Here is a 25,145-nt window from a genome sequence, read left to right as displayed (position 1 = left end):
GCCCCCCAGATCGTATTTAAACTCTTAAACTGCCTATTGTTCTTTTTTGCTGAGGGTTTCCGTAGGGGTCTGCCATCGCCGGCTATATTACCTTGGCACGAAATTCCGTTTTCCCTACACTAGCGCTTGTTACTACACCTGCTCCGGCGCTTTGCAACTCTATGAAACGACTTCCTTTTCTGCTCCTACTTGTTAGTCTGCTAACCAGCTCGTCAGCATGGGCTCAGGCCGAGCAATCTATCTGGTACTTCGGCAATATGGCGGGGCTAAGCTTTGCTCAAGGCAAGCCCACTCCCCTGCTCGACAGCAAAATGGTGAGTTACGAGAACTGCGCCGTAGCCACTACCAAAAGCGGGCAACTGCTGTTTTACACCAACGGGGGCACCGTTTTCAACCGTCAGCACCAGCCTATGCCCAACGGCCGCAAGCTGATGGGCGGGCAGGAAAGTACACAAGGTGTTCTCATTGTGCCCGACCCGGGCAGCGGCAACGTGTTCTACGTGTTCACCACCGACTTTCAGGGTCGGCCCGGTGGCATGCGCTATTCTGTGGTCGACATGACCCGCGACAATGGCCTCGGCGACGTTCCGCGCGCCAATCTGCTCCTTATTTCGCCCGTGGCCGAAAAGCTAGCTGCGGTTCGTCATCAAAACGGCCGCGATGTATGGGTGGTGGGCCACCGCTGGAACTCCAATGCCTTTGTGGCTTACCTTGTTACGGCTGATGGCGTTCAAACCAAACCTATTCTGAGCAACGTGGGCACCATGCATGCTGGCCCCGGCCGCAACGCTATCGGCTGCATGAAGTTCTCGCCGGATGGCAACAAGCTGGCCGCCGCTATCTGGCGCGAAAGCAACAAATTCGAGGTATTCGACTTTGACCGCACAACGGGCTTGGTAAGCAAGCCGCGCCAATTTGGGCCCTATGAAGAAGCCTACGGCGTGGAGTTTTCGCCCGATGGCAGCAAGCTGTATGGCACCAATAACGGTACTGGTGGTGGGGCGGCCCAAATCTGGCAGTTCGATTTGAAGACCAGTAAAGCCACCAAAATAGGCGATTCCAAAAACCGCAAAATCGGGGCGCTCCAGCGCGGGCCAGATGGCAAAATCTACGTGGCCCGCGAAGACAATCCTTTTTTGGGCGTTATTGATAACCCCAATGCTGCGGGCTTAGCCTGTGGCTACAAAGACGATGGTATCAGTCTGGGGGGCAAACGTAGTAAGTTTGGCTTGCCCAATTTCCTCGTCAAGTAAGGGCAGCCCGCACCTATGGCCAAACGCTTCACCGCAGACGAATACGTAGCCGGAATTCTAGCCGGCAACCGCGTGGTGCTGAGCCGCGCCATTACGCTGGCGGAAAGCACGTTGGCTACCGATCAACAACTCGCCCAACAGGTTCTCGACGCGGTTATGCCTCAGGCCGGCCACTCGATTCGAGTTGGCATTACGGGCGTGCCGGGTGTAGGCAAAAGTACTTTTATCGAAGCGCTGGGGCTGTATCTGGTAAATAAGCTAGGCAAGAAGCTGGCGGTGCTGGCCGTCGATCCTACTAGTCAGCGCAGCGGCGGCAGCATACTCGGCGACAAAACCCGGATGAGTGAGCTGGCAGCGCATTCAGCAGCCTACATTCGGCCGTCGCCGGCGGGCAGTTCCTTGGGCGGCGTTACGCGCAGCACCCGGGCGGCCATGCTCCTGTGCGAAGCAGCCGGCCACGACGTCATTTTTGTGGAAACCGTGGGCGTTGGTCAAAGCGAAACCGCCGTGCACGGCATGGTCGACTTTTTTCTGCTGCTGATGCTGGCCGGGGCCGGCGACGAATTGCAAGGCATCAAGAAAGGCATCATGGAAATGGCCGACGCGGTAACCATCACCAAAGCCGACGCAGGCAACGAACTCGCCGCCCGCCGTGCCCGCCGCGAGTACCAGAATGCCCTTCACCTTTTCCCCAAAGCCGCTTCTGGCTGGTCCCCCGTGGTTACGACCAGCTCGGCGCTAACCGGCGCTGGCGTGGCAGGAGTCTGGGAGATAATAGAGCAGTATCAAGCTCAAATGCAGGCCAGCGGCTACTTTCAGCAGCGCCGACAAGAGCAGAATCTGCACTGGCTGCATGAGGCTATCCGGCAAGAGTTAGAAGAGCGGTTTTACGCCAACCCGCGCGTCCAAAAGCAACTAGCAGAGGTGCGTGAGCAAGTGATGGGGGGCAAAAAATCCCCATTTGGAGCTGCCGCAGAGCTATTAGGGTTGTAGCTCGATGCCCGAGCTTATCAGGAAGCAATGCGCTGCTCCAGCAAGTCCCACGTATTGCCGTAGCAGTCCTCGAACACGGCTACGCTGCCGTAGCTTTCGTGCCGGGGCTCTTCCAGAAACCGTACGCCACGCTCCCGATACAAGGTGTAATCGCGCTGAAAATCATCGGTGTGCAGAAACAGGAACACGCGCCCTCCCGCCTGATTACCGATTTGCTGCACTTGCTCCTCAGTAGCAGCCTGAGCCAAAAGCAATCGAGTGGAAGTTGACTGCGGCGGCGCTACCAGCACCCAGCGTTTGCCCGGCCCCAGGTCGGTATCCTCTACCAGTTCAAACCCTAGCTTACCGGTGTAAAATGCTATGGCTTCGTCGTAATCACGGACGAGCAGAGTGAGGGAGCCGATGTGCTGTGACATAAGTGACTGGGAGCAAAAAAGCAGTAATGGATATCTTTGACTTAGCTATTCTTACGCTTCAGCATCAGATAATCGAGGTAATACAGCACCTTGATTGACAACGAATTGCTATGAGGCGTATTCACGGTATTAGTCAGATTATCGAAGTAAAGCGGGGTAGCTTTGTCGGCGGTGAGAAAGCTCGAGACGGCATTTTTCCACACTACGCTGATCTGCGAGCCGGGCGCAAACCACCATGAGTACACGGCATCCACGTTGAAGGCGTTGAAGCTTGTATCGCGGTTGCGGCGGTAGTCGATGGCTTCTTCCTGTCCTTTATCCAGCAGCCGCAAATAGTCGTAGTAGTGCACGTTGCTAGTGTAGTGGCGCGTGCGAATAGTAAACGACATGCGGTTGTTGAAGGTATAAGACCCTGAAACGGTGTTGGTTACGGTAACCACTCGGCGGCGGCCCAGTACTGACTCGTCCAGATAAAGTTCGTCCAAAGGCTCCTGCCTGCTCATGCCACCGGCGTAGCCAATCTGGTTGTCTTGCCGGCTCCAGCTCAAGTCGTAGCGAAAGGTAAGTTGATTGCTGACCCGGTAGCGCGGACTGATGCCAATACCGAGGCCCGTACGGTTGGGCCGGCCCCGGTCTTGGGCGTAATAGCGACCGGAAACGCTCACGTCGTACGCTAGTTTTTTACGGTAATCCGATGAGATGAACATATTGCCGCCCACGTTGGCGGGCAACCGTACGTACAGGCGGCCGAGCGGCGACACGCGCGGCTCGAAGTAGTCGTGGCGGCGTGGGGCAGCGTCAAATTCAGCCCCTACCGTCATAAAACTCTTCGTGAAAGTAGTGTTACCGCCTCCGTACAGCTGCACGCTCCGGTAGCGCCTGGGATTATACAACATCTGATTACTGATGCCCCAATAAGTGTAGAGGTTGTTTACCTTCCAGAAGGGCTTGTACTTGTTGTAGTTGAAATCGATGGCTTGCTCGATACTGTTGTTGCTAAGCAGCAAGCCCAAATCGTTCGAGTCGTAGGTATCGGATTCGATGCCGTGGCTTACTTTCCAGGTGAAGTTGCCGCTGATTTTGCCCACGCCCACCTGGTATTTGAATCCATCTTGGTTGTTTACGTCGGCGTCTGAGGCGAAAGACTTGCCGCGGCGGCGTGAGTACACCACCTGTCCATCAATGGCATAGGCGTTTTTCTTATCAGCAAAGCGAAAAAGCCCCCCAGTCACGTTGGCATCATAGGTGCGGCCCCAGCGCGTGACGTTGGTATTGACGAGGCTCACGTAGGAGTTATTCTTCAGCGACTGGTCCAGCACCACGATATTATAGTTCGAAAAAGGCTGGGTCAGCACGTCGCGCTCCTGCCCGGTGCTGTCGCGCACAGTGGCATATACGTCGTTGGATAAAGCATTGAACAAACCAATACCTAGCCCTTTACTTGTGCGGCCCGATACTTTGGCAGCATTCAGGAGACGGGTTTCGCCAGGGTTTTTCACCACTTGCTCGCCTTTGCCTAGCTGACCTTTGACGGCGTGAAAACCCACGGGCTGCGCCCCTACCCGGCGGGAATAAAAGAGGTTGCCCTTATTAAATAGCTCAGTGCCCTCCGTGAAAAACTGACGGTTTTCGTTGTACTGCACCTCAAAAGGCGTGAGGTTGAGTACCACATTGTCGCTCTGAGTCTGGCCGAAATCGGGTACCAGCGTGGCATCCAGCGTGAAACTCTCGTTGATGCCGTACTTAATATCAGCGCCGCCATTGAAAGAGGTGCTGGTATTGCGCACGCCCTGCTCCTGGTAAGGATAGTGGTTGAGATAGGTGGAAACGTACGGCGTGAGCGACAGGCGCAGCGGCGGCTTAATGTCGCGGATGCCTTGCAATTGGCCCCACTGGTTCACAAAGCCATTGGCCTCGGGCTTCAACTCGTTCCAAAAGAATTTTTGGTTATCACGCTTACGCTGGCGGGCAAAGTTTAGTCCCCATAGTTGCTCCGGCGCGGCGCTAAAGCGAATAGCGGAATACGGAATACGCATTTCTACTACCCAGTCGGTGCCACGCACAGCTGTGCGTGAGTCCCAGACAGCATTCCAGGCAAAATCTTCGCCGCCCGCGGGTGAGTAACGGGAGTCGAGCTGCACACCGCCTGGCGTGATAAAGAAGCCATAGCCGTTGAGCTGGTCGTTGTAGGTATCGAGGAAAATGCCAAAAAAGTCGCTGTTGCCGAGGTCATCGCGGGCAGATAGTTCGCGCATGATGGAGTCGGCCGAAGCTTCGTGCATTACGGCTCCCACATAGAGGGCCGCATCGTCATAAAGGATACGCACTTCCGTCGGGTTCTTCTCGTGCGGACCGGGGTTCGGCCGATTCTGGATAAAATCGGTGGCTACGGGTGCTTCCTGCCATTGGGATTCATCGAGCAAACCGTCGAGCTTGATAGGCTGCGTGAGGCGTACGGCTTGGAGTTGACGCTTGGGCGCTGCATTGGCATTAGGTACCGGCGCTGTGGGGGGCAAATTCTGCCCGACAGCTACTGACATGACCAATCCTAAACACCAACAAAGTAAAAAACGCCGCATAAAATATGAATGTGAAACCCGGACTTTCCCGCCGGTAAGCCAATAGATGCATGAAGCGTATTGAGAGTTGCCGCGGGGGGCATTTTTAATGATAAAAGCCGGCTCTCTGCGTTAGAGAGCCGGCTTTTATCCAGAAAAGCAGAGGAAAAGGCTACTCTTGAATAGAGATGTTCATATTGAACTTACTGTTCTTGCCTTCGCCCAGCAGTTGCCGATACTTTGCTGCTAGCTCATCCGACTGACGCTTGCCGTTCACGGTCATGCTGGTAGCATTAAGCTGGAACTGATACGACTTATCGTTCTTTCCAATCAAACCATCCTGCCGCAATTGGTTGCCCAAATCCACGGAATTAATAGCGGGGGCGCGAGGAGGTTGTGGGGCACGCGGGGCGCGGGGCGCACGAGGTGGAGCAGGTGGGGCTGGTATGCCAGATGCGCTAGGTGCGGCCGGTGCAGCAGGTACTCCGGGCACACCAGGCACGGCCGGAACCGCCGGTGGTGCTGGTGGCGTGATATTACTATTGCCACGAGCCCGGTTCATATAGATACGGTTGACGTTGCCACCGTTGTAGCTGAGCGTCATGGTATCAGTGGCCCCGATAGTGCGACCTACTCCTTGCTCGTACATCTTCTTGTATTTAGCAAAAAGGGCCTCAGACTGCTTCTTCCCATCCACATGCAAGTCCTTGGCTGTCAGCACGAAGTTGAATCGGCTTTTATCCTTTATCAATCCGTCTTTTACTAATTCATCAATGATGCCGTCCTCCGTTTTGCTAACGCGGGCATCGCGCTCGGCCCGCGCTTTGTCGCGCTCAGTACGCTCCCGGTCACGATCGACTTGCTGCCGGTCGCGCTCTACCTGCATTTTATCCCGTTCGGTTTGCTGCTGGTCGCGCACTTGCTCTCGCTCTTGCCGAATCGTTTCAATTTTCTGTCTGATTTTTTCTTTTTCGGCTTCGCTATCCGCGCGTTGCTCGGCTGCTCGCAGGGCTTGCTCAGCTGAGCGTAGGGCCTGGATTCGTCCTTTATCGATATCTAATCCTCTGTCGATATCTACTAGTTCAGCAAGCTGCGCGCTGCCATTCAGATTGCGTTCGACCTGAACCAACCGGCGCCTATCAATTCTATCGGTAATTGTGGGCAATACTTCACGGAGTTCATCCCAATTCCGGCCTGTCACAATTAGGTTGCTTCCATTCTCATAATCGAAGCGTACAGTAGCGGGCGCCTCAGCACGTACAATCCGACGACCTGAGTTCAGGCGAATAACCTGTGTGCCTTCATCCTTGCTCTTCTTGCGAGTTGCATTCAGGTCTTGGGCATCAATGCGGTTTCCATTAATATACATTTCCGTTACGCGGCCTTTTTTGTCGCGCTCCAGTATCACTGTTCCCGCGTCGCGGCGGCCCCGTGCGCCATCCTGAATAATAACGACTCGGTTGTCATCTTCCTTCCGACGGCGCTTCTTTTTATCTTTGTCCTTATCCTTGTCACTCACTTCCACTGCCTCAAGTAAAGGACCCTGGGGGGCAATTTTGGCGACAGATGGAGCCACCAGCAGACCGGGCATTAGTTCAGCACGCCAGGCATTTCCCGCGGCCATTGTCTCATTGCGGTTGATCTTGAAGTGCGGATCAGCCAGGGAGAAGGCAGTACTCACGCCCAGCAGCACAATGCCCCCCAGCACTACAACGGCCGCCATAAAGCCTTCGGAAAATGTAGGATCCGAACGGCGCTGCACCAGCCGCCGCACGCGGCTCAACAGCGAGCCATCCGGTCCGACAGCGGCCACCGCCAGTCGAGGCGCTGAAAAACGGTCGTGGCCTAGCTCGGCTAATCCGGTAAGGGCTTGGGCCAGGGTAAGCGGACTGCCGCACATGGTAGTAGCCATATCGTCGCAGCAGTTTTCGCGCTCAGTGCGCAGGCAGGCATTCACAAACCAAACGCCGGGATGGTAGAAAAACAGAATCTCGGTGATGGACTGCACGAGGTTCATTAGGTAATCGCGCCGAATAATATGTGCCAGCTCATGCGCTAGAATAGCCTCCAGGTGCGCTTGACTCAGCCCCGAAATGGTGCCTAAAGGCAGTAGAATAACAGGCTTTAGATGACCTGCCACCAGCGGAGCTTTCACCAGCGCCGACTCTAATAGCGTCACCGACCGGCGCAGGCCAGCCCGCTCACCAAGTTCCGTCAGGCGACGTTGCCACACGGCTGGCAGGGGCCGAACGCGATAATGTCGCAAGCGGTCCAGATACGCCAATCCGCCCAGAAAACGCAGCGTCATGGCCAGTAAGCCCAGCAGCCACGCGGTTACAATAAGGGGCAAATGTTGATCGAAATACGGCAACCACGACACATCAGCGGCGGCAGTTGGTGCCGCAGGCTGCACGGTTGGGGCAGGCGCTGAGTGTTTATCAAAGGCATATACTAAGGGCAAATTGCCCCCCAGACTAGCAGGAACAACAGTGGGTGTAGCTGCAGTCGTATTTGCCAACGCAGTCGGTACACCCGCCTCTATATCAGAGCTATCAGCCAGATAGTAGCGGCTAAACGTAACTGCCGACAAGCCCAGCATCGCGACCAGCGCCACGCCCGCTACCCGGTAGCGAATACGCGCCGTGTGCTGACGCAACAGCAACAGCAGACCAGCCAATGCCAGCGCCACAACTGCTCCTTGCCACAACGAATGCACGATAGTCCAGCCCAAGGCCCGAACAACGGCTGGGGATAGAAGATGCTCAAGCCAGTTCATTGGTCCCTCCTTTCTCGGTTGTGTTTTTTTGCTCTTCCATTTCGTTTAGCAGATCCCGAATTTGGTCCAGTTCCGCCTGAGAGGTGCGCTGGTGACCAAGAGCCTGCACTACAAGCTTGAGCGCCGAGCCACCAAAAGCCGCATCCAAGAGACGGTCGATGAGTAGCCCTTGCGTTTCCTCCTCACGTAAGGCCGCCCGATAGACATGGGTGCGACTATCATCGTCGCGGAGCACGAGGCCTTTATCGAGCATGAGTTGAAGCAACTTCAGCGTGGTGGTGTAGCCCACATCACGCTTTTTGTTTAGCTCGTCATTTACAAAGCGAACGGTAGTGGGGCCGTGCTGCCAGAGCACCTGCAAAATCTCTAGCTCCGATTCGGTAGGCTTAGGGAGGGGTGGCTTGCTCATTGATTTCGGACGTTATGGTGGTACGAAGAAATTCGTATGACAAACATATACGAAACTTATCGTACTAGCAAGGTTTACATACGAATATTTTCGTAAAGCAGATAAGAGCGTCATTGTCATTCCTAGGTATTAGCCTTTTATATCAGAAGTGCAGAGGCAGGTTCTGCTTTGGCTTTCTATATAAGACGTTTAGCAAATAAGCCTAGCTGCGTGCAGGACAATACATAACCAACTTAGATTTAACCACGAGGACTGAAATCCAATTTATGATGATAAGACCACCACCGTATTATCATTAAACATTTGATTTTCAATAAATTAAATTAATTTAAAAGATATTAGTCAAATGTTTTTATATATAAAACCACACACGCTCACTGTCGAGCTTTGTGAAGAAGGCGGGAATATTATTATGATCAATTTTCAACTTAGCTATAGGCACCCCATATGATTTAACACCTGAGTATCATTAGTTAACCGATGATATAAGCGTGTCCACCTGTGGAGCCTTCTAACAATCGTTTCGAAAACCAGCAGCCTTACCAGGTGCCCGACCCACAGGTGACGATACCGGTGATGGAAGAACAATTGCAGATTGGAAAGGATGTGGTGGAGACCGGCCGAATTCGGGTATCGAAGACGGTGCATGAAGAACAGCAGGTCGTAGACGTACCTATTATTCAGGAAGAAGTAAACGTGAAGCGCGTAGCCATCAATCAATATGTAGCTACTCCGCCGGCCGTTCGCTATGAGGGCGACACGATGATTATGCCTATTCTTCGGGAGGTTTTAGTCGTGGAAAAACGGCTGCTATTGGTCGAAGAAGTGCGCATCACGAAACATCAGACGGAAACGCGCGCGCCCCAACAGGTAACGTTACGTAAAGAGGAAATCTATTTGCAACGCGTAGCTCCTAACCCTACTTCTCCTTCTGAACCAACTACTTAAGCTTTAGCATTACCCTTATTTTTTTATCATTCTTTCACCCACAACCCAAATACCTTCATAACATGGCACATACCGTAATAGGAGTTTTCGACACCGCCGCTGAGGCCCAGGCGTGCAGTACAGCAACTTGAGCAGAATGGCTTTCAGCGTGACTACGTTGACGTAGCACCCTTTAATCAGACTGGTGCTTCGGACAGCAACTATGCTACTGGCGCCAATACCAGCACAAACACCACCGGCACGCGCGCCGAAGCCGTTGCAGATAATGCAGGCGACAAAATCGGCAACTTCTTCAGCAACCTGTTTGGTGGCGACGATGATAATACAACCCGTAATTACTCGAACGTAGTGCGTAGCGGCAAATCGTTGGTAACGGTACATGCCCAGTCGGCTTCAGAAGCTGAGCGCGCCCGTGACCTGCTCGATGATCTTGGCGCAGTAGATGTTGATGATGTAGCCTCGCAATACGGTGCTGGTACTATTGGCAATGCGTATGCCGGTACTCAATCGACTACCGGCCAAACCGACCAAACTGGTTCGGTGAAGGTGATGGAAGAGCAACTGCAAGTTGGCAAGCGAGTAGAGCAAACAGGCGGCGTGCGTGTACACAGCCGCATTGTAGAGCGCCCAGTAGAAGAGCTATGCGTCTGCGTGAAGAGCACATAAACGTGGAGCGCTATGCCGTAAACCGTCCGGCTACGGAGGCTGATTTCAACGCTTTCCGAGAAGGTGAATTTATGGAGAGTGCTGAGCGTGCCGTTGTAGGCAAAGAAGCCCGGGTAGTAGAAGAAATCAACCTTGGCAAAGAGGTGACCGAGCGGGAAGAAACCATTCGCGACACGGTGCCCAAAACGGAAGTAGATATCTAACAGATCAATAATCCCACTACCAACACTGCCAATACCAATAATCCAAATAACCCGAATAGGAACGTGTAAGCACGAAGCGGCTTATAGATTCACATTTACAAAAAAGGCGACCATAACTGGTCGCCTTTTTTGTGTCTGCGAAAGCTCTTAGGCAAGTATATCCTAGTTATCTGGGTTCTGGGGGGCATTTTGAGCTCGTTTGCGCTTGAGCGTGATGCGCGCCCGACGACAAATGCCCCCCAGCGGCGGATTGAACTTCGACACGCATACTTTCACGGTGTACACGTGCGGAAACTGTGTTAGAATCCGGTCCATCACCCGATGGCCTACATGCTCCAGTAGTCGCGCCGGAGCCAGCATTTCCTCAGCTACCAGGCGGTAAAGCACTTCATAGTTCACGGTTTCCTGGAGCTTATCGGAAGCGCCAGCCGCGTGCAAATCGGTTTGGATGTAGAGGTCTACGCCGTACTTATTCCCAATTTTCTGCTCCTCATCATAATAGCCATGAAAAGCGAAAAACTCCATGCCCTCCAGCGCGATTTGTCCCATGATGTTATGTGATTAATGACGGCTTAGCGCCTTGGTTTGACAAGTGAAGTAAAGAGCCAAAAAAGCGAAAGGCCCGCAAGCTATTGCGGGCCTTTCGCTTTTCACAGCCGAAGCCTGGTTATATCTCGTCGAAAAACGATTTTTCGGCGGAAGCGGCCGTGGCCATACCAGGATGCGTGGCCGGCGAAGGAGGCATAATTTCGGGGTGACCAGGGCCGACAGGCTGAATATCGGGGGCTGGACGCTCAATATCCGGAGCGCCGGGGTCAGGTACACGTGAAGGCTCCGGCTGGTAGATGCGGGACGGGTCAGCTTTGCCGGGGTTTTCATCGGGTGAGCCGGGGCGAATTTCGGGGCCGGGCGTTTGGGCTGGCGCACCAGGGTCAGGCTGCTGGCCAGGCTTAGGGTTATAATTACCGGGCTGTGGACCAATAGCGCGGGGCTCAGCAGCCAAACTACCCCCCAAGGCGGCGCTGGATGTTCCAGCCACTGCGGCAGCTGATGAAGTGGAAGCAGAAGATACACGCATGGCAGAGTCGTTTTGGGATGAAGGTTCGGGTCTGCTTACCTGTACGCTCTCGGCCCGCGAAAGGATGGCGGCCGCATCTGTTTTAGGCCGAGCTTTCGCTTTCGCTACTTTTTCCAGCGCATCGGAGGCCAGGTGCTGCAAATCGCGCACGAGGTTTTCCATCTGCGTTTCCAGTCGATGACACTCCTGGCCCAAGCTATTTACTTCGGTACGCATAGCAGCCACGCTTTTCTCGGCTTCGCGGGTAGCTTCTTCTACCAACCGACGGGCTTCCTGCTTGGCATCGCTTAAAAGCTGATCCGCTTTGAGTTGGGCTTCGCGAATCCGCAGATCGGCATCGCGCTGCGACTGCTCAGTGATGCTGTTGCCTGTGTCTTCGGCCGTTTTGAGAGTGCGGTAGAGGCTGGTTTCCACTTCGCGCATTTTCTGCACATCGTGCGTAGCATGCTCCAGCTTGAGGCGTAGCTCCCGGTTTTCATCGCCCATACGCTCCCACTGCTGCGACAGCGTCATTAAGAAGGCTTGTACTTCGTCTTTGTCTACACCCCGAAAGGCTTTTTCAAAGGTTTTCTGCCGGATGTCGAGAGCGGTAATTTTCATGGAACTATGGATAATAGGCTGGAAGCGAAGGCAGGCAACCGGAGCCTTAATGAATGGAGAGATAGGGTAGAAACGAAGCGAGCGGCAAGGCGAGTATTTAAAAGAAACAGATTAGCCATTCGGGAGCTACTGCTGCTTTCTGTTCTTACCTCTCGGCCCTCATCCTGTTGTTTCAAGAAATCCCCCACACGGCAAGGCTGCGGTCGTCACTACACGAAACTAGCCGATTCTGCCTGCCCGACCAAAATAACTTGTTGACGGAAGTGCCGTGGCCTGCGTGCCGAGCCTTATCTACGACGCGTAGTAAGCGCCCCGTTTCGGCCTCCCACACCTTAATGGACTTATCCATGCTACACGTGGCCAGCAGCAGTCCGTCGGGGCTGAACAGTAGATGGTTGATGGTAAACATGTGGGCGACGATACTGCCTACTTCCGCATAATTGCCCCCCACAGCCCAGGTACGCAGGTGCGCATCGCGGCCAGCTGTTAATAGCTGCTGACCATCAGGCGAATAAGCAGCAGTGAATACGGAGTTGCTATGACCTGAAAGTGTGTATTTCACAGCCAGCGAATCGGCATCAAGAATACGCACGACGGTGTCGCTGCCCCCTACGGCCAACTCGCCGCGCTCCTCGTGCAGCGCCAAGCAACGCAGACTTTTATCACTGAGCGGCACCAGCTTTTCCAAGGTAAAATCAGCGGCTCGCAGTATCGCAAGCACTCCGTTTCCGAGGGCCCCATACAAGCGTTGACGGGGCGCCGAGTATGCAAAATCGAAGATGGCAGCTGGCGGCAGCGCGGTGCTATGTACCAGCTTTCTTTCCGCCAGCGCTATGGCCTGTACTCCCTGAAAATTGTGTCCTATTAGCAATAGCTCACGCTCGGGCAGGTAGCGCAGAGCATAAACCGAGTTTTCGACCCGGGCCACCAGCTCACCATCGCGCGTAAGATCATCGATACTCCACGCGGCGACCATACCATCAGCACCAGCCGAAAAGAAACGGTCTTCATCGGCAGAGCCGGCCAGGGCGTACACGCAGTCGCGGTGGCCGCTGAGCGTGGCCAGTTTCTGCACCTGCGGACGAGAAAGCAACGGCATAGTGGGGAAGTAATTTAGGGCGAAATTACAGCGGTTTTTCTAAGCCTATAGCGGAAAGGCTAGCGGTTGATTTTTGCGAAACAATTCGAGACCTGCTTTTAACTAAGTTCATAATAAAAAGGCCTTCATACAGAGCGAAGCGAAGCATCTCGCGTGCTGACGTTGCAATACTAATCAACGAAGCGAGCGAGATGCTTCGCTTCGCTCTGCATGACGTTCAATGTAACATGACGTTCAAAGTAAAAGGATAAACTTTCTATCTTCTATAATGCCTTTACACTCGCTTACGCCTCTATCTGAACATGCTTTGCTGGGGCTGTGGCACCTTACAGAAATGCCCCCGGCGTTGGTCTCGCTTCTTCCCCACTCTGCTCATTATGCGGCGCAGCAGCCGGCAGTGCGTGATTTGACTCGACAAGCACAGTGGCTAGCAGGTCGGGCGCTGACGCATACACTCCTGCGCGAGCTGACCTCTGCTCAGACCCTACTGCTTAATGACAGCAACGGTCGACCTTACTTAGAGCAATTGCCTGATTTTGCGGTTTCGTTGTCACATTCGGGGGAGTGGGTAGCAGGAATTGTAGCCGCCCAAGGGCGCGTTGGCACAGATGTTGAACTGATAAGACCCAAAGCGCAACACTTGGCAACCCGGTTTCTAGCCGAAACTGAACGAGTCAATGCCGGCGATGACGTAGCAAAATATAGTCTCTATTGGAGTGCCAAAGAGACATTGTATAAGCTGCATAGTCGCCGGGGCGTGGTGTTTAAAGAGCAATTGTTGCTCAACCCGTTTGAGCTGCGGGAGGCAGGTGTTTTGACGGGGCACCTGCTGCTCGAAAACTTCCGCAGCGAACACCGAATTTCCTATCAACGCTTAGCAACCGACTATGTGCTAACTTATTGCGTTGAAGATGCTATGCACGGCTGAGTTTCGCCTGCTTCATCAAGTTGAAGACGTAAAAATCTACTCACGTAAGATTTGGCGCCTCGATTCTACTTCCTAATCTCCCCACCCATGCTCCTTCGTCGAATCTCTATAATCGCGGCCGCGGCCCTGCTCTTCTGTACCGTTGCAGTAAGCGTTGCCAAAGCCCAGGATGGCCGCACCGTCAATGACTTCAGCCTCACCAGTCCCACCGATGCCACCGTTACGCTGAGCAGCTACGCCAGCAATAAGGCTGTGGTAGTTGTGTTTGTGAATCCTAATTGCGCTTTTTCCAAGCTGTACCAAAGCCGGCTAAGTGCTTTGAATGCTGCTTACAGCGGTAAGGGTGTGCAGTTTTTGTTTATCAATGCGCCCATCAACCTGGAAGCTACGGCTGATGCCGCCGACGCCGACAAATTGAAAATGAAATCTACTGGCACCGATGACTATCCTTACCTCACCGACCCCGGCCAAAAGGTGAGCACCCTGTTAGGTGCAACCAAAACGCCCGAAGTCGTAGTATTGCAGCCCGCTGGAAATGGCTTTGCAGTGCGTTATAAAGGCGCCATCGACGATAATGCCCAGGTGGAAGCTTACGCCAAGGAGCATTACTTAGCACAGGCGCTGGACAATATTCTAGCTGGAAAACCTGTAGGCGTAGCCGATAAGCGTGCGGCAGGCTGTCTGATCAAGAGAATGTAGTTTTGAATAGTAGGCATAAAAAAGCCCCCCAGAATGTTTCTGGGGGGCTTTTTTATGCCTTGTTTAAAGAGACTTATTCTGTAGGATCAATATCAGTAGGAGGCGTGATTTCGTCGGTCAGGATGGCCAGGAGCTTACCTACTTCGGTTGCTTTGGCGGGTTCCTGCAGCTTCTCGAAGCTCATCACCAGATTGCGCAAAGCCCGACGCACGATATCGAGGTGCGAGCAGGGCGCATAGAAAATATCGTTGGGCGACAGGTTGAGCTGAGCCACATAATGCTCAATGTCGGTGCGCGATAGAATAAGGCCGCGGTTGTAGCAGTTGATATAAAATGGCTCCGTAATCTGGCTCTGCGATTGATAAGTAAGCACAAACAGATTGGGCAGATTCACGCCATAAATAGGCAGATTCAGCCGCTGCGCCACCAACAGATATATCACACACAAGGTGAGCGGGTTGCCACGCTTGGTTTCTAATACCAGGTGCAGCATGGAGTTGGCTGGTGAATGGAAGTTCTGCGTGTTGGCACCCAGCTTATGCACCCGAAACAATACATGGTTCAGCACCTGCACCTGATCCGTAGGGTGCATCTCAGGCCGCAAAAGCGCCCAGGCTTCAAAGCGTAGTTGCTCAATAGCCCGATTCAGCGCCTGCAAATCGGCGTCGGGATACTGGTAGGAATTCAGCAGCCACATGCCCTCAAGCAGGTTTTCGCCGCCCGAATCGCGCCACACGCGTAGGCGTTGCTTCAGGCCATCGAACTGCAAATCGTGAATCAGATCCTCCAGGCGCTGCTGCTGGCGCGGGTCGAGGCTCTCCTCCCACGACTCTTCCAGAAATGGAATAATGGTTTCGCCCAATGCCTGAATCCGCTCCTCTATCTGGGGGGCAATTTCCGGGTCATCGAGCAGCGAGATAAGCGCTTTGATTTCTTTATTGGTCATGGAACGGAGGATCGGGGCGTGTGCAGCGGCCCCGAGTAGCACGAAGTAGCAAATAAAAGCAACCGACACGGTTTCGCCGCAGCCGGTTGCCCAGAATCAACACGTAGAATGGGGAGGAATGTTCAAATAAAGTGCTTAAGCGAACTGTTTTCACTACCTCACTAGCGCGAGTTTAGCGCAGCGTAACTCGTGACCAGCCATGCCGGGAGGCTGTGCCTCCCCCACCAGAACGACAACGCCGCCCAGATTACCCAAGCGGCGCGGTCACCGTTTGCCGCTTTGCGGCAGTGGAGGTACAACTTCCACTTCAAGGCTAGTCACGAGCTACAAGCTCACGCCAGAGGGAACACTGTTAATCAATAATAAAAGCCTTTATCCCTTTCCTTCTCCAAGCAGCAGACAAATCCCTTAGTAGCTTCAACTCATGAGCTGACTGTACAACTATCAAAATCTCTTCTTCCTTTTTATGGCCTTTATATACAAGTCTAACTTTTCCTGCACCTGAGCTTGTGCTTCGTCCACGCGGTGCACCGGCATATTGATCTGACTCTACTGTTATACTAAGTAAATCATGTATGGTAGTAATTTGCTCATCTACTGAAATCATATCTTCACTGAGACTGAGTCTATCATACTTTTTAGGGTAATACATCTGTATGATTTTCAATTTGTTTAAGATGATTACCAATACTAAAGCACTAATACATCCTACAGATACTATCCCTGTAATAAGCACCAGTACTTTAATTTCAGTTAGTATATATGGGCTCTTATCATCTAATAAAATCCTCTGCAAAAATGCGCTTGACGCAAAAAGCGCAAGCACTACTACCAAGAGGCAAGTCAGTACTCTTAGCCAGTCCTTTTTATCAGAACGGGTTGTCAGGCTAACTTCGAGTGACATACTAAGCTGTACCTGACATTATATTATCGTGTCACCTTAAATAGTTGATATCTACTCAAATCACACCTGAATAACACCCACATTAAACGCCTTTTCAATCGGCGCGTGATTAGCCGCGTCAATACCCATTGAAATAACCTTGCGCGTTTCCAGCGGGTCAATAACAGCATCTACCCACAAGCGGGCTGCGGCATAATAAGGCGAAAGCTGCTCCTCGTAGCGGTTCTTAATACGGTCGAGCAATTCTTTTTCGGCTTCAGGCGTGATTACTTCCCCTTTAGCTTTAAGGCTGGCTACTTGTATCTGTAGGAGGGTGTTGGCAGCGGCGGCGCCACTCATTACGGCCAGCTGGGCCGTGGGCCAGGCCACAATGAGGCGCGGATCATAGGCTTTGCCGCACATAGCGTAGTTGCCGGCGCCGTAGCTGTTACCCACAATGACCGTGAACTTGGGCACCACCGAGTTGCTCATGGCGCTTACCATCTTCGCCCCGTCCTTGATGATGCCGCCGTGCTCACTCTGCGAGCCCACCATGAAGCCCGACACATCGTGCAGAAACACCAGCGGAATGCGCTTCTGGTTGCAGTTCATAATGAAGCGAGCAGCTTTGTCGGCCGAGTCGGAGTAGATAACGCCGCCCATCTGCATCCCCGTCTTCTTCGACTTCACGATTTTGCGCTGGTTGGCCACAATACCAACTGCCCAGCCATCGATGCGCGCCAAGCCGCAAATCAGCGTTTGGCCATAGAGGTCTTTGTAAGGCTCAAATTCCGAGTTATCCACCAAGCGACGGATAATGTCCATCATATCATAGGGCTTGGCACGGTCGGCGGGCAACAGACCGTAGATTTCCTCGGGCTTTTCAGCCGGCGCGGCGGGCGCGGCGCGGTGAAAGCCAGCGGAGGGTTGGCCACCCATCTTATCGAAGATGTTGCGGATATGGTCGAGGCATTCCTCGTCGTTTTTAAACTTATAATCGGTCACGCCCGAAATCTCGGAGTGCGTGGTCGCGCCGCCCAGCGTCTCGTTGTCGATGCTTTCGCCAATAGCCGATTTTACTAAGTAAGAACCCGCCAGAAACACCGAGCCCGTACCGTCCACAATCATAGCCTCGTCGCTCATGATGGGCAAATATGCCCCCCCGGCCACGCACGGCCCCATAATAGCGGCCAACTGCACGATGCCCATGCTACTCATCACGGCATTGTTGCGGAAGATGCGGCCGAAGTGCTCTTTATCCGGAAAAATCTCGTCCTGCATAGGCAGGTACACACCCGCCGAATCGACGAGATAGATAATGGGCAGCTTGTTTTCGATGCTGATTTCCTGGGCCCGCAGATTCTTTTTGGCCGTAATCGGAAACCAGGCACCTGCTTTAACGGTGGCATCGTTGGCTACCACCACGCACTGCCGCCCTTTCACGTAGCCAATCACAACTACTACGCCGCCGGAAGGACAGCCGCCGTGCTCTTTGTACATGCCTTCGCCTGCAAAAGCTCCGATTTCGACGGTTTCCTTGTCTTTATCCAGCAAGTAGTCTATCCGCTCACGAGCGGTAAGCTTGCCTTTGGCTTTGTGGGCCTCAATGCGCTTTTCACCACCGCCCAGGGCTACTTTCTTCTGACGCTGGCTAAGTTGGAAAATAAGTTGTTTGACTTGGTCTTCGTTTTTGTTGAACTCCAGATTCATGCGGGTGGGAAAAGGGGTTATGGGGGGCAAATTGGGTGGTTTCGACACAAAAAAATCCGCCCGAAGGCGGATTTCAAAGGTACTTAAAATTGGCAGACGCCTTATTTAACGGGCGTCACAGCCGAGTCGGCGGGCACCAGCGTTTGCGGATTGTCCGTCTTTATCTTCTGTTCGGTTTCTATTTCGCCGTTAGGCTTCTTGGTCACTTCCTTCTTCGCCTTATCCTTGCCACCAAACGAAATCAGCGAGAAGTTCACATAGCGCTTAGGGTTGGCTTTGAAGTCAACGAGCAGCGCGTCGGTGCTGGCTGCGGAGGCATTAAGATTAGTATACAGCGAGTCATCATTGATCAGCTTGCCTAGCGAGCCTTTAGTACTGGTCAACGACTGGTTGAGCGAGGCCATGGTCGCTTGGGCTTCGGTCACGGTGGCGTTCATTTTGCGCACTGTCTGGCTCAGGGGGGCATTTTTGAGCGTGTCCGTAATTTGGGCTAGATTAGAGGCCAAGCGGTCAAACTTGCGCTCCGTCACGTTGAGCGCACGGGTTAGCTCAGCCATGTTGGTCGTAATCTGATTGATGTTACGCTGATTCATAATCAGCAGGTTTTTCAGCGCCTCCGTCGAGCCTTGCGCATTTAGCAGCGTGGCTTGCAGACTGATTCGGGCTTCTTTGGTAAGGAAGCTGTTCACCTTAATCAACGTCGAATCTACGGTGCCGAGTACGGGCAGCGCTTTAGCCTGAAACGCATCAGTAATACTGGCAACAGTGTACGATTTCAGCTCTTCGCCACCGTCGTAAATCTTCGAATTCTTGCCCATAAACAGCGTGATGGTCTTGCTGCCCAGCAGCGTACCCGACAGGCTGGCCACGGTGGAGTCGCCCACCACGATATTCTTGTCTATCTCGAATTGCACGCGTACCCGGTTGCCTTCTTCCGGTACCAAGTGCATTTCACGCACCTGTCCCACTTTCACCCCATTCAAGATGACTGGGTTACCTAGCGCCAGCCCGTCCACGTTGTCATACTTGGCATGAAACGTACGGTTGGAGGAGAAAATATTGCTTCCTTTTAGAAAGGTGAACCCAAAGTAAAGGGCTACAATGGCCACGAGAGCAAGCAGGGCTACTTTGATTTCTTTTGACACGTTGGGTCAGCTATTGAGGGAGGTGAAGAGCAGGTAGATAAGGTGTTAACTGCTATGGGGGGCTTTTAGTCCCCGTGCATAGCCTCTAACTCATTCTTATAGTCCCGGAAGGCCCGGTATATACCCGAGGCCATATACGACTGACCCGATTTATCGTTCAGGTAGCGTTCCTCGTTGCGGTTGGTCAAAAACCCAACTTCGATCAGCGACGAAGGCATTGTTGACTTCCAAAGCACCAAAAATCCAGCTTGCTTCACGCCGCGCGACTTACGCCCCACCTTTGTTTTAAACTGATAATCAACCTTTTGCGCAAATCTTAGGCTATTATCTACGTGGGCGCTCTGAAACAGCGAGAACAGAATATGGCTCTGGGGCGAGTTGGGATCGAAGCCGCCGTAGCGAGCTTTATAGTTATCTTCCTGTAAAATAACTGCGTTTTCACGCTTGGCTACTGCTAAGTTAGCATCGGTTTTGGCCGTACCCATCGTCCAGACCTCTGTACCGTAGGCAGCCGATGGCCCGGCGTTGCAGTGCACACTGATAAACAGATCGGCGTTATTCTTATTGGCAATGCCGGCCCGGTCGGCCAGCTCCACAAATACGTCGGTCTTGCGGGTGTATATTACCTTCACATCGGGCTCATTGGCTTCAATGAGCCGCCCGAGCTCCAGAATTATTTTCAGGGATACGGCCGCCTCACGGGCCGTTACTCCTGCGCAGCCTCTATCCTTACCGCCATGGCCGGCATCCAGTACTACAGTGCGTAGTTGGTACTTCTTGGGGGGCAAAACCGCTGACCCTGGGGCCACGGCTACCGACGAGCCAGAAATAAACAACAGACTCGCCAGACAAACAGCTACAATATTCCGCACAGAGTTCGTTAAGTTGGTGTAGCAACCCGCTACCTTTGCAAATCGCCACAAAATAAACGATAAAAACTACGTGGCCTTGCCCGCGCCGTTCCGCTTGCGTAAATCTTGCTTACTTCCCCATCCGGGGCGGCTCGGGCCGCTGCTCGCAGTTATGCTATTGGTGCTGAGTATCAGCGGCGCCTGGGCCCAGCAGCAGCGTCCCGCAAAGCCCGTGCCTGCCGTCGTACCGCGCGTCAACTCCGACGGACGCCAGACCACCAATGTACTAGCCGACACCAGTCGAGCGGCTCGTGGCACGCGTCTCGTATCAGCCATCGATACTAGCGCAGCCGGCGATTCCCTGCGCGTGGGGGCCGAAGTAAAAGGCGATATCAAAACCACGGTTAAGTATTCGGCTAAAGATTCCATTCGTTTCGATGTCCAGAAAAAGGTCGCGTATCTCTACGATGAGGCCAACGTTGATTACGGTGATTTATCGCTAAAGGCAGCCGTAATTACCGTTGACTACGGTCAAAACCTGCTTAAAGCCAACGGCGCCCCCGACTCCGCGGGCAAAGTGCAGGGCCGGCCGGTGTTCAAGGATGCTGGGGGGCTTTATCAGGCCGGCACAATCAATTATAACTTCAAGACGCGCAAGGGCAAAATTGCCGATGCTGTCACCCAGCAGGGCGAAGGCTTCGTGCACGCCGGCATCGTGAAGAAGAACGCGCTGAACGAGATTTTCGGCCGCAACGGGCAGTATACGACGTGTAATCTGGAGCATCCGCACTTTCACATCAACGCCACCAAAATGAAAGTGATTCCGGGGGAGAAAGTCGTTACGGGCCCTTTCAACCTGGTGATTAGTGATATCCCCACTCCGCTGGGTTTTCTCTTCGGCTACTTTCCCACTCCAGGCAAAAGTCGGGCTTCGGGCCTGATTTTCCCCACGTTCGGACAGTCCGCCGACCGGGGCTTTTTCCTGCGTAATGGTGGCTATTATTTCGCGCCCAACGAATACATTGGCCTGCGCCTAACTGGTGATGTGTATGCCGGTAATGCCGAAGCTTTCGGCGGCTTTGCCTTGCGGGGTGAGATGCAGTACATCAAGCGCTACAATTACAACGGCTTGCTCAGCATTGATTACACCCAGCGGCCAGCTAATCTTATTTTACGCTCCGAAGCACTCAATACCAACGTAGAATTTCGGCGTCCGCGCAGCCCCAAAACCATCTGGATAAACTGGAACCACACGCCCACCCCTAGGCCCGGTGGGGGGCGTTTTTCGGCCAGCGTGCAAGCGGGCAGCACCGATTACAACCAACAAAACTCATTCGATACGCGGCGTTACCTCACGCCTTCGTTCAACTCCACGATCAGCTACCAAAAGCAGATCCGCAATTCGCCCATCAACTATTCGCTTCAGCTCAGCCAAAACCAAAACACTCAAACGGGTGTCATGAATTTTGTGCTGCCTGACATTTCAGTGCAGGTAGCCCGGCAATACCCGTATCAGTGGTTTGGCATAGAGCCCAAGGGACGGTTCTACGATCAATTTTATGAGCAGTTTGCCATAACGTATAACCTCATTGGCCGCAATGAGATCAGCAACCTCGAGCAGCCGCGCTTGCTGAACGGTGGCGTCATTCCCGTGATTGGCGGCACCGCTACAGGGCGCACTATTCCCTTCGATTTTTCGAGTCTAGCGCCTCTATTGAATAACGCGCAGCCGACTATCCAGCACCAGTTTGGCATTACCCTTGGCAACTACACAGTATTCAAGTACCTAAGTCTTAACCCCACGATTAACTACGGTGAATCTTGGTATTTCAAACGCTTGAATTACAACTTCGAGCCCGAAGCTCAAGCCGTACGCATTGACACGGTTTCACAATTTGGCCGGTTGTACAATTACTCCGGTGGCGCCAGCTTATCGACTAATATCTATGGTATTCTGCCTATCAAAGGCGCCAAGATTGAAGCCATCCGCCACAAGATCACGCCATCGGTTAGCTACAGCTACGCCCCTGATTTCTCCCGGAACGACAATTTCTACGAGTCTAACCTAAACCTAGGTGCGCTGCGTGATGCGCAGGGCCGCTTGTACAACCAATTTGGCCAGCAGAACGACATCACCCGCAATCCGATTGCGTTCAGCCGCTTTATCGGTGCTACGGCTGGAAATGCAAATGGCCGCGCTTCCAGTGCCGTAACTATTGGATTACAGAACCAGATAGAAATGAAGGTTCGCTCCAAGAATGACACTACAGGCACTACCCCATTTGAGAAAGTGAGCTTGATTGATGGTCTTGACTTTAATACCGGCTACGACTTTGCCGCTGACTCGCTTAACCTGCTACCGCTGGCCGTCACATTCCGCACCCAAGTAGCTAAGAAGCTTAACATTGTGGTAAACGCTGGCTTTGTCTTCTATCAGCGCGACTCCACAGGCCGGTTTATCAACGAATACCTCTTCAATCAGCCAAAGCGTCGGCTTGCCCAGCTTACTACGGCTACCCTAAACCTGAGCTACCAGTTCAACCCAGCAGCAGGCACCAAAAAGTCGACCGTAGCGCGCGAGGTAGCTCCCACCAACGACCCTGTACTGGGCAATCCGGTGCGCGTCGATCCGTATGAGGATTACGTTGACTTTGATATTCCCTGGGAGCTGAGCACCTCTTTTGGCGCTACCTATCAAGATCCGGGACCTATTCCGGGACGGCCCAACCGGCCCCGTGCCGACGCGCTTACTGTGGCTTCGCTTAACTTGAGCGGCTCCGTCAAGCTCACCCAGAACCTGCGCATCGGCTATAGCAGCGGCTATGACTTTCGCAGCAACCAGGTTTCGTTTACTTCCCTCGATTTTTACCGTGATTTGCACTGCTGGCAGATCAGTGGCAGCTGGTTCCCTTTCGGTATCCGCCAGGGCTACAACGTAACTATTGCCGCCAAGTCAAGCCTGCTGCAAGACCTCAAGCTCAACCGAAACCGCACCTTCCAGAATCGGTAAGGCTAGGGGGCAAATTCAGGTTCAGTCCCAAAAACCGCCGATCCGGCCTACAACTTTATCCCTCATTTTCTCCGCTCCCTATGTCCCAGCACAAAGAAGTTAAGCTCGTGACCACCCACCAATTGCTAGCTATGAAGCGGCGGGGTGAAAAAATTGCCATGCTCACGGCCTACGACTTTTCGATGGCAACCCTGCTCGACGGTGCCGGTATCGATGTGCTACTGGTAGGCGACTCGGCCTCCAACGTGATGGCCGGCCACGAAACGACCCTCCCCATCACCCTCGACCAGATGATTTACCACGCTTCCTCCGTGGTACGGGCCGTGAAACGGGCCTTTGTGGTGGTTGACATGCCATTCGGCTCGTATCAGGGCAATTCATCGGAGGCGTTGCGTTCGGCTATTCGCATCATGAAAGAATCGGGTGGGCACGGCGTAAAGCTGGAGGGCGGCGCCGAAATCCGGGAATCCATCACACGCATTCTGACGGCTGGCATTCCTGTCATGGGTCATTTGGGCCTTACTCCTCAAAGCATCTACAAATTCGGCACTTACACGGTGCGGGCCAAAGAAGAATCTGAGGCCCAAAAATTGCTTGAAGACGCACAGCTGCTACAAGAACTCGGATGCTTTGCTTTGGTGCTGGAGAAAATTCCCTCCGCCTTGGCTAAGCAAGTAGCCGAAAAGCTTACTATTCCGGTTATAGGTATCGGCGCCGGCCCCGATGTAGACGGGCAGGTGTTAGTGGTTCACGATATGTTGGGCATCACCAAAGAATTCAAGCCTCGTTTTCTACGTCGCTATGCTGAGATTGGCGATGTAATGCACGACGCCGTGGAGCGCTACATTCAGGATGTAAAAACGCGCGATTTTCCTTCGCCCGAAGAGGCTTACTAAGTTCTACAAACACAATTTTTTGCCCTCATTTCTGTCCATTGTAGCTCTGGGGGGCTTTTTTCAAGAGTTTATTATTACCCGTCAATTAATCCCGCGTGACTCGTCCGAATCTATGGTCGGAACAGAAGGAGATTCTGTTTGAAGACAATCATCTGCTTATCATTAATAAACCGGCTGGCTTGCTCGTACAAGGCGATTCAACTGGCGACGAACCTTTATCAGTAAAGGCTGCTGAGTATCTGCGGTTCAAATACAAAAAGCCAGGAGCGGCCTTTGTTGGTGTAGCGCACCGGCTGGATAGACCTGTAAGTGGCGTAGTAGCGCTTGCCAAAACATCCAAAGCCCTGAGCCGCCTCAATGAGATGTTTCGGGATAATACGGTGCACAAAACGTATTGGGCGCTGGTAGGCAAGCGTCCTGAACCTACCAGCGGGCACTTAGTGCACTGGCTTGTCAAAGACCCGATTCGCAACGTTACTAAAGCTTATTCTACTGCTCACCCGCAGGGACAGCGCTCCGAACTGGACTATGAAGTATTAGGGCAGGCTGGCTCGCGCTACCTTGTTCAGGTAAACCCCATCACGGGTCGCCCACACCAGATTCGGGTGCAGCTTGCCACGGGGCTAGGTACGCCAATCGTGGGTGATGTGAAATATGGATTTTTAGCACCTCTTCCCGATGTAAGTATTGCCCTGCACGCCCGGCGGCTTGAGTTGGCTCATCCCGTCAGCAAAGAGCTGATGACCTTTGAGGCTCCCCTGCCGTCTATCGCACATTGGGAAGCAGCCTGCGCATATTATTAAGCGCTAGGACTTTCAGCTTTTTCCAACCTTTACTTCATCTACAGGTTTAAAAGTAAATTTCTCTGAAAAACCTGGCCCTATAATCGCCGAAAGTTTTTCAAGATGCTTTTACAAAAGCGCAAAACTTTAGTCACAATCAATGGCTTGTTGGCTCCTTTCGCGGTGGCTTAAAATAGCATCTGAACAAGATTTTGGCCTTTTCAGCCTATTTATTGACCCTGCGAAGCTCTGGCTGTAGGTTTGTACTCCAAATCTGAACTAAAGTCGACTGCGTA

Annotated in this window: 22 protein-coding genes; 10 read left to right on the top strand and 12 right to left on the bottom strand. The window is 53.1% G+C overall.

The annotated features are described in order from the left end of the window. The first annotated feature begins 161 nt into the window (after nucleotides 1-161). Nucleotides 162-1,253, top strand: coding sequence for a WD40 repeat domain-containing protein (locus tag H8B13_RS07025; RefSeq protein ID WP_187310078.1), 1,092 nt, complete (start codon nucleotides 162-164; stop codon nucleotides 1,251-1,253). A gap of 15 nt (nucleotides 1,254-1,268) precedes the next feature. Continuing rightward, the gene (gene meaB / locus H8B13_RS07020; protein WP_187310077.1) at nucleotides 1,269-2,246 is read left to right on the top strand and encodes a methylmalonyl Co-A mutase-associated GTPase MeaB; all 978 of its coding nucleotides are present in this window, start codon (nucleotides 1,269-1,271) and stop codon (nucleotides 2,244-2,246) included. A 17-nt stretch (nucleotides 2,247-2,263) separates the two neighbouring features. Here meaB and H8B13_RS07015 read toward each other — a convergent pair whose 3' ends face one another. The 4 genes from H8B13_RS07015 to H8B13_RS07000 all read right to left on the bottom strand — a co-directional run bounded on the left by H8B13_RS07015 (nucleotide 2,264) and on the right by H8B13_RS07000 (nucleotide 8,405). Further along, nucleotides 2,264-2,662: a VOC family protein gene (locus H8B13_RS07015; RefSeq protein ID WP_187310076.1), complete on the bottom strand. Its 399-nt coding sequence runs from the start codon at nucleotides 2,660-2,662 to the stop codon at nucleotides 2,264-2,266. Nucleotides 2,663-2,703: 41 nt separating this feature from the next. Further along, nucleotides 2,704-5,202 carry a DUF5916 domain-containing protein gene (locus H8B13_RS07010; protein ID WP_187310075.1) on the bottom strand — a complete coding sequence of 833 codons (2,499 nt, stop codon included), beginning with the start codon at nucleotides 5,200-5,202 and terminating at the stop codon, nucleotides 2,704-2,706. A 190-nt stretch (nucleotides 5,203-5,392) separates the two neighbouring features. Next, on the bottom strand, nucleotides 5,393-7,996 hold the full coding sequence (locus H8B13_RS07005) for a M56 family metallopeptidase (protein ID WP_187310074.1): 2,604 nt from the start codon (nucleotides 7,994-7,996) through the stop codon (nucleotides 5,393-5,395). Continuing rightward, a complete protein-coding gene (locus tag H8B13_RS07000) occupies nucleotides 7,983-8,405 on the bottom strand; it encodes a BlaI/MecI/CopY family transcriptional regulator (RefSeq protein WP_187310073.1) in 423 nt (140 codons plus the stop codon). Before H8B13_RS07000 ends, H8B13_RS07005 begins: the two co-directional genes overlap by 14 nt. Nucleotides 8,406-8,906: 501 nt before the next feature. Between H8B13_RS07000 and H8B13_RS06995 the strand changes: the two genes are divergently transcribed. The 3 genes from H8B13_RS06995 (at nucleotide 8,907) to H8B13_RS21005 (ending at nucleotide 10,222) form a co-directional block, all read left to right on the top strand. Beyond that, on the top strand, nucleotides 8,907-9,353 hold the full coding sequence (locus tag H8B13_RS06995) for a YsnF/AvaK domain-containing protein (RefSeq protein ID WP_315985114.1): 447 nt from the start codon (nucleotides 8,907-8,909) through the stop codon (nucleotides 9,351-9,353). Nucleotides 9,354-9,701: 348 nt separating this feature from the next. Further along, nucleotides 9,702-10,019 carry a DUF2382 domain-containing protein gene (locus tag H8B13_RS21525; protein WP_222841356.1) on the top strand — a complete coding sequence of 106 codons (318 nt, stop codon included), beginning with the start codon at nucleotides 9,702-9,704 and terminating at the stop codon, nucleotides 10,017-10,019. Continuing rightward, nucleotides 9,995-10,222 (top strand): DUF2382 domain-containing protein, encoded by a 228-nt coding sequence (locus tag H8B13_RS21005; protein ID WP_222841355.1) that lies wholly within the window; start codon nucleotides 9,995-9,997, stop codon nucleotides 10,220-10,222. The genes H8B13_RS21525 and H8B13_RS21005 overlap by 25 nt, the downstream gene beginning before the upstream one ends. A 162-nt stretch (nucleotides 10,223-10,384) precedes the next feature. Here H8B13_RS21005 and folB read toward each other — a convergent pair whose 3' ends face one another. The 3 genes from folB to H8B13_RS06975 all read right to left on the bottom strand — a co-directional run bounded on the left by folB (nucleotide 10,385) and on the right by H8B13_RS06975 (nucleotide 12,999). After that, nucleotides 10,385-10,771 (bottom strand): dihydroneopterin aldolase, encoded by a 387-nt coding sequence (gene folB / locus H8B13_RS06985; protein ID WP_187310072.1) that lies wholly within the window; start codon nucleotides 10,769-10,771, stop codon nucleotides 10,385-10,387. 118 nt (nucleotides 10,772-10,889) lie between these two features. Continuing rightward, complete coding sequence (locus H8B13_RS06980; protein WP_187310071.1) at nucleotides 10,890-11,900, bottom strand: DivIVA domain-containing protein; 1,011 nt, start codon at nucleotides 11,898-11,900, stop codon at nucleotides 10,890-10,892. Nucleotides 11,901-12,072: 172 nt separating this feature from the next. After that, nucleotides 12,073-12,999, bottom strand: coding sequence for a WD40 repeat domain-containing protein (locus H8B13_RS06975; RefSeq protein ID WP_187310070.1), 927 nt, complete (start codon nucleotides 12,997-12,999; stop codon nucleotides 12,073-12,075). 268 nt (nucleotides 13,000-13,267) lie between these two features. Between H8B13_RS06975 and H8B13_RS06970 the strand changes: the two genes are divergently transcribed. Then, nucleotides 13,268-13,927 (top strand): 4'-phosphopantetheinyl transferase family protein, encoded by a 660-nt coding sequence (locus H8B13_RS06970; protein ID WP_187310069.1) that lies wholly within the window; start codon nucleotides 13,268-13,270, stop codon nucleotides 13,925-13,927. 87 nt (nucleotides 13,928-14,014) lie between these two features. Beyond that, complete coding sequence (locus H8B13_RS06965) at nucleotides 14,015-14,626, top strand: redoxin domain-containing protein (protein ID WP_187310068.1); 612 nt, start codon at nucleotides 14,015-14,017, stop codon at nucleotides 14,624-14,626. A 73-nt stretch (nucleotides 14,627-14,699) separates the two neighbouring features. On the opposite strand, the gene H8B13_RS06960 is transcribed toward H8B13_RS06965, so the two are convergent. From H8B13_RS06960 to H8B13_RS06940, 5 genes are all read right to left on the bottom strand, one after another. Next, nucleotides 14,700-15,572, bottom strand: coding sequence for a transglutaminase-like domain-containing protein (locus H8B13_RS06960; RefSeq protein ID WP_187310067.1), 873 nt, complete (start codon nucleotides 15,570-15,572; stop codon nucleotides 14,700-14,702). Between the two features lie 352 nt (nucleotides 15,573-15,924). Continuing rightward, complete coding sequence (locus H8B13_RS06955) at nucleotides 15,925-16,476, bottom strand: hypothetical protein (RefSeq protein ID WP_187310066.1); 552 nt, start codon at nucleotides 16,474-16,476, stop codon at nucleotides 15,925-15,927. A gap of 60 nt (nucleotides 16,477-16,536) precedes the next feature. Further along, nucleotides 16,537-18,165: an acyl-CoA carboxylase subunit beta gene (locus H8B13_RS06950; protein WP_187310315.1), complete on the bottom strand. Its 1,629-nt coding sequence runs from the start codon at nucleotides 18,163-18,165 to the stop codon at nucleotides 16,537-16,539. Nucleotides 18,166-18,266: 101 nt separating this feature from the next. Further along, nucleotides 18,267-19,310 (bottom strand): MlaD family protein, encoded by a 1,044-nt coding sequence (locus H8B13_RS06945; RefSeq protein WP_187310065.1) that lies wholly within the window; start codon nucleotides 19,308-19,310, stop codon nucleotides 18,267-18,269. A gap of 65 nt (nucleotides 19,311-19,375) precedes the next feature. Then, nucleotides 19,376-20,182 (bottom strand): N-acetylmuramoyl-L-alanine amidase, encoded by an 807-nt coding sequence (locus H8B13_RS06940; protein WP_187310064.1) that lies wholly within the window; start codon nucleotides 20,180-20,182, stop codon nucleotides 19,376-19,378. A 151-nt stretch (nucleotides 20,183-20,333) separates the two neighbouring features. Here H8B13_RS06940 and H8B13_RS06935 point away from each other — a divergent pair, with 151 nt between their 5' ends. From H8B13_RS06935 to H8B13_RS06925, 3 genes are all read left to right on the top strand, one after another. Continuing rightward, nucleotides 20,334-23,171 carry a putative LPS assembly protein LptD gene (locus tag H8B13_RS06935; protein ID WP_187310063.1) on the top strand — a complete coding sequence of 946 codons (2,838 nt, stop codon included), beginning with the start codon at nucleotides 20,334-20,336 and terminating at the stop codon, nucleotides 23,169-23,171. Nucleotides 23,172-23,251: 80 nt separating this feature from the next. Next, a complete protein-coding gene (panB, locus tag H8B13_RS06930; protein ID WP_187310062.1) occupies nucleotides 23,252-24,067 on the top strand; it encodes a 3-methyl-2-oxobutanoate hydroxymethyltransferase in 816 nt (271 codons plus the stop codon). Between the two features lie 95 nt (nucleotides 24,068-24,162). Further along, nucleotides 24,163-24,870 carry an RluA family pseudouridine synthase gene (locus H8B13_RS06925; protein WP_133271856.1) on the top strand — a complete coding sequence of 236 codons (708 nt, stop codon included), beginning with the start codon at nucleotides 24,163-24,165 and terminating at the stop codon, nucleotides 24,868-24,870. The last annotated feature ends 275 nt before the right edge of the window (nucleotides 24,871-25,145 follow it).

Origin of the sequence: Hymenobacter sp. BT188 (genome assembly GCF_014333585.1) — a bacterium.
GTDB lineage: Bacteria > Bacteroidota > Bacteroidia > Cytophagales > Hymenobacteraceae > Hymenobacter.
The sequence above is the reverse complement of the archived record's forward strand: the minus strand, read 5'-3'. Positions and strand labels throughout refer to the sequence as shown.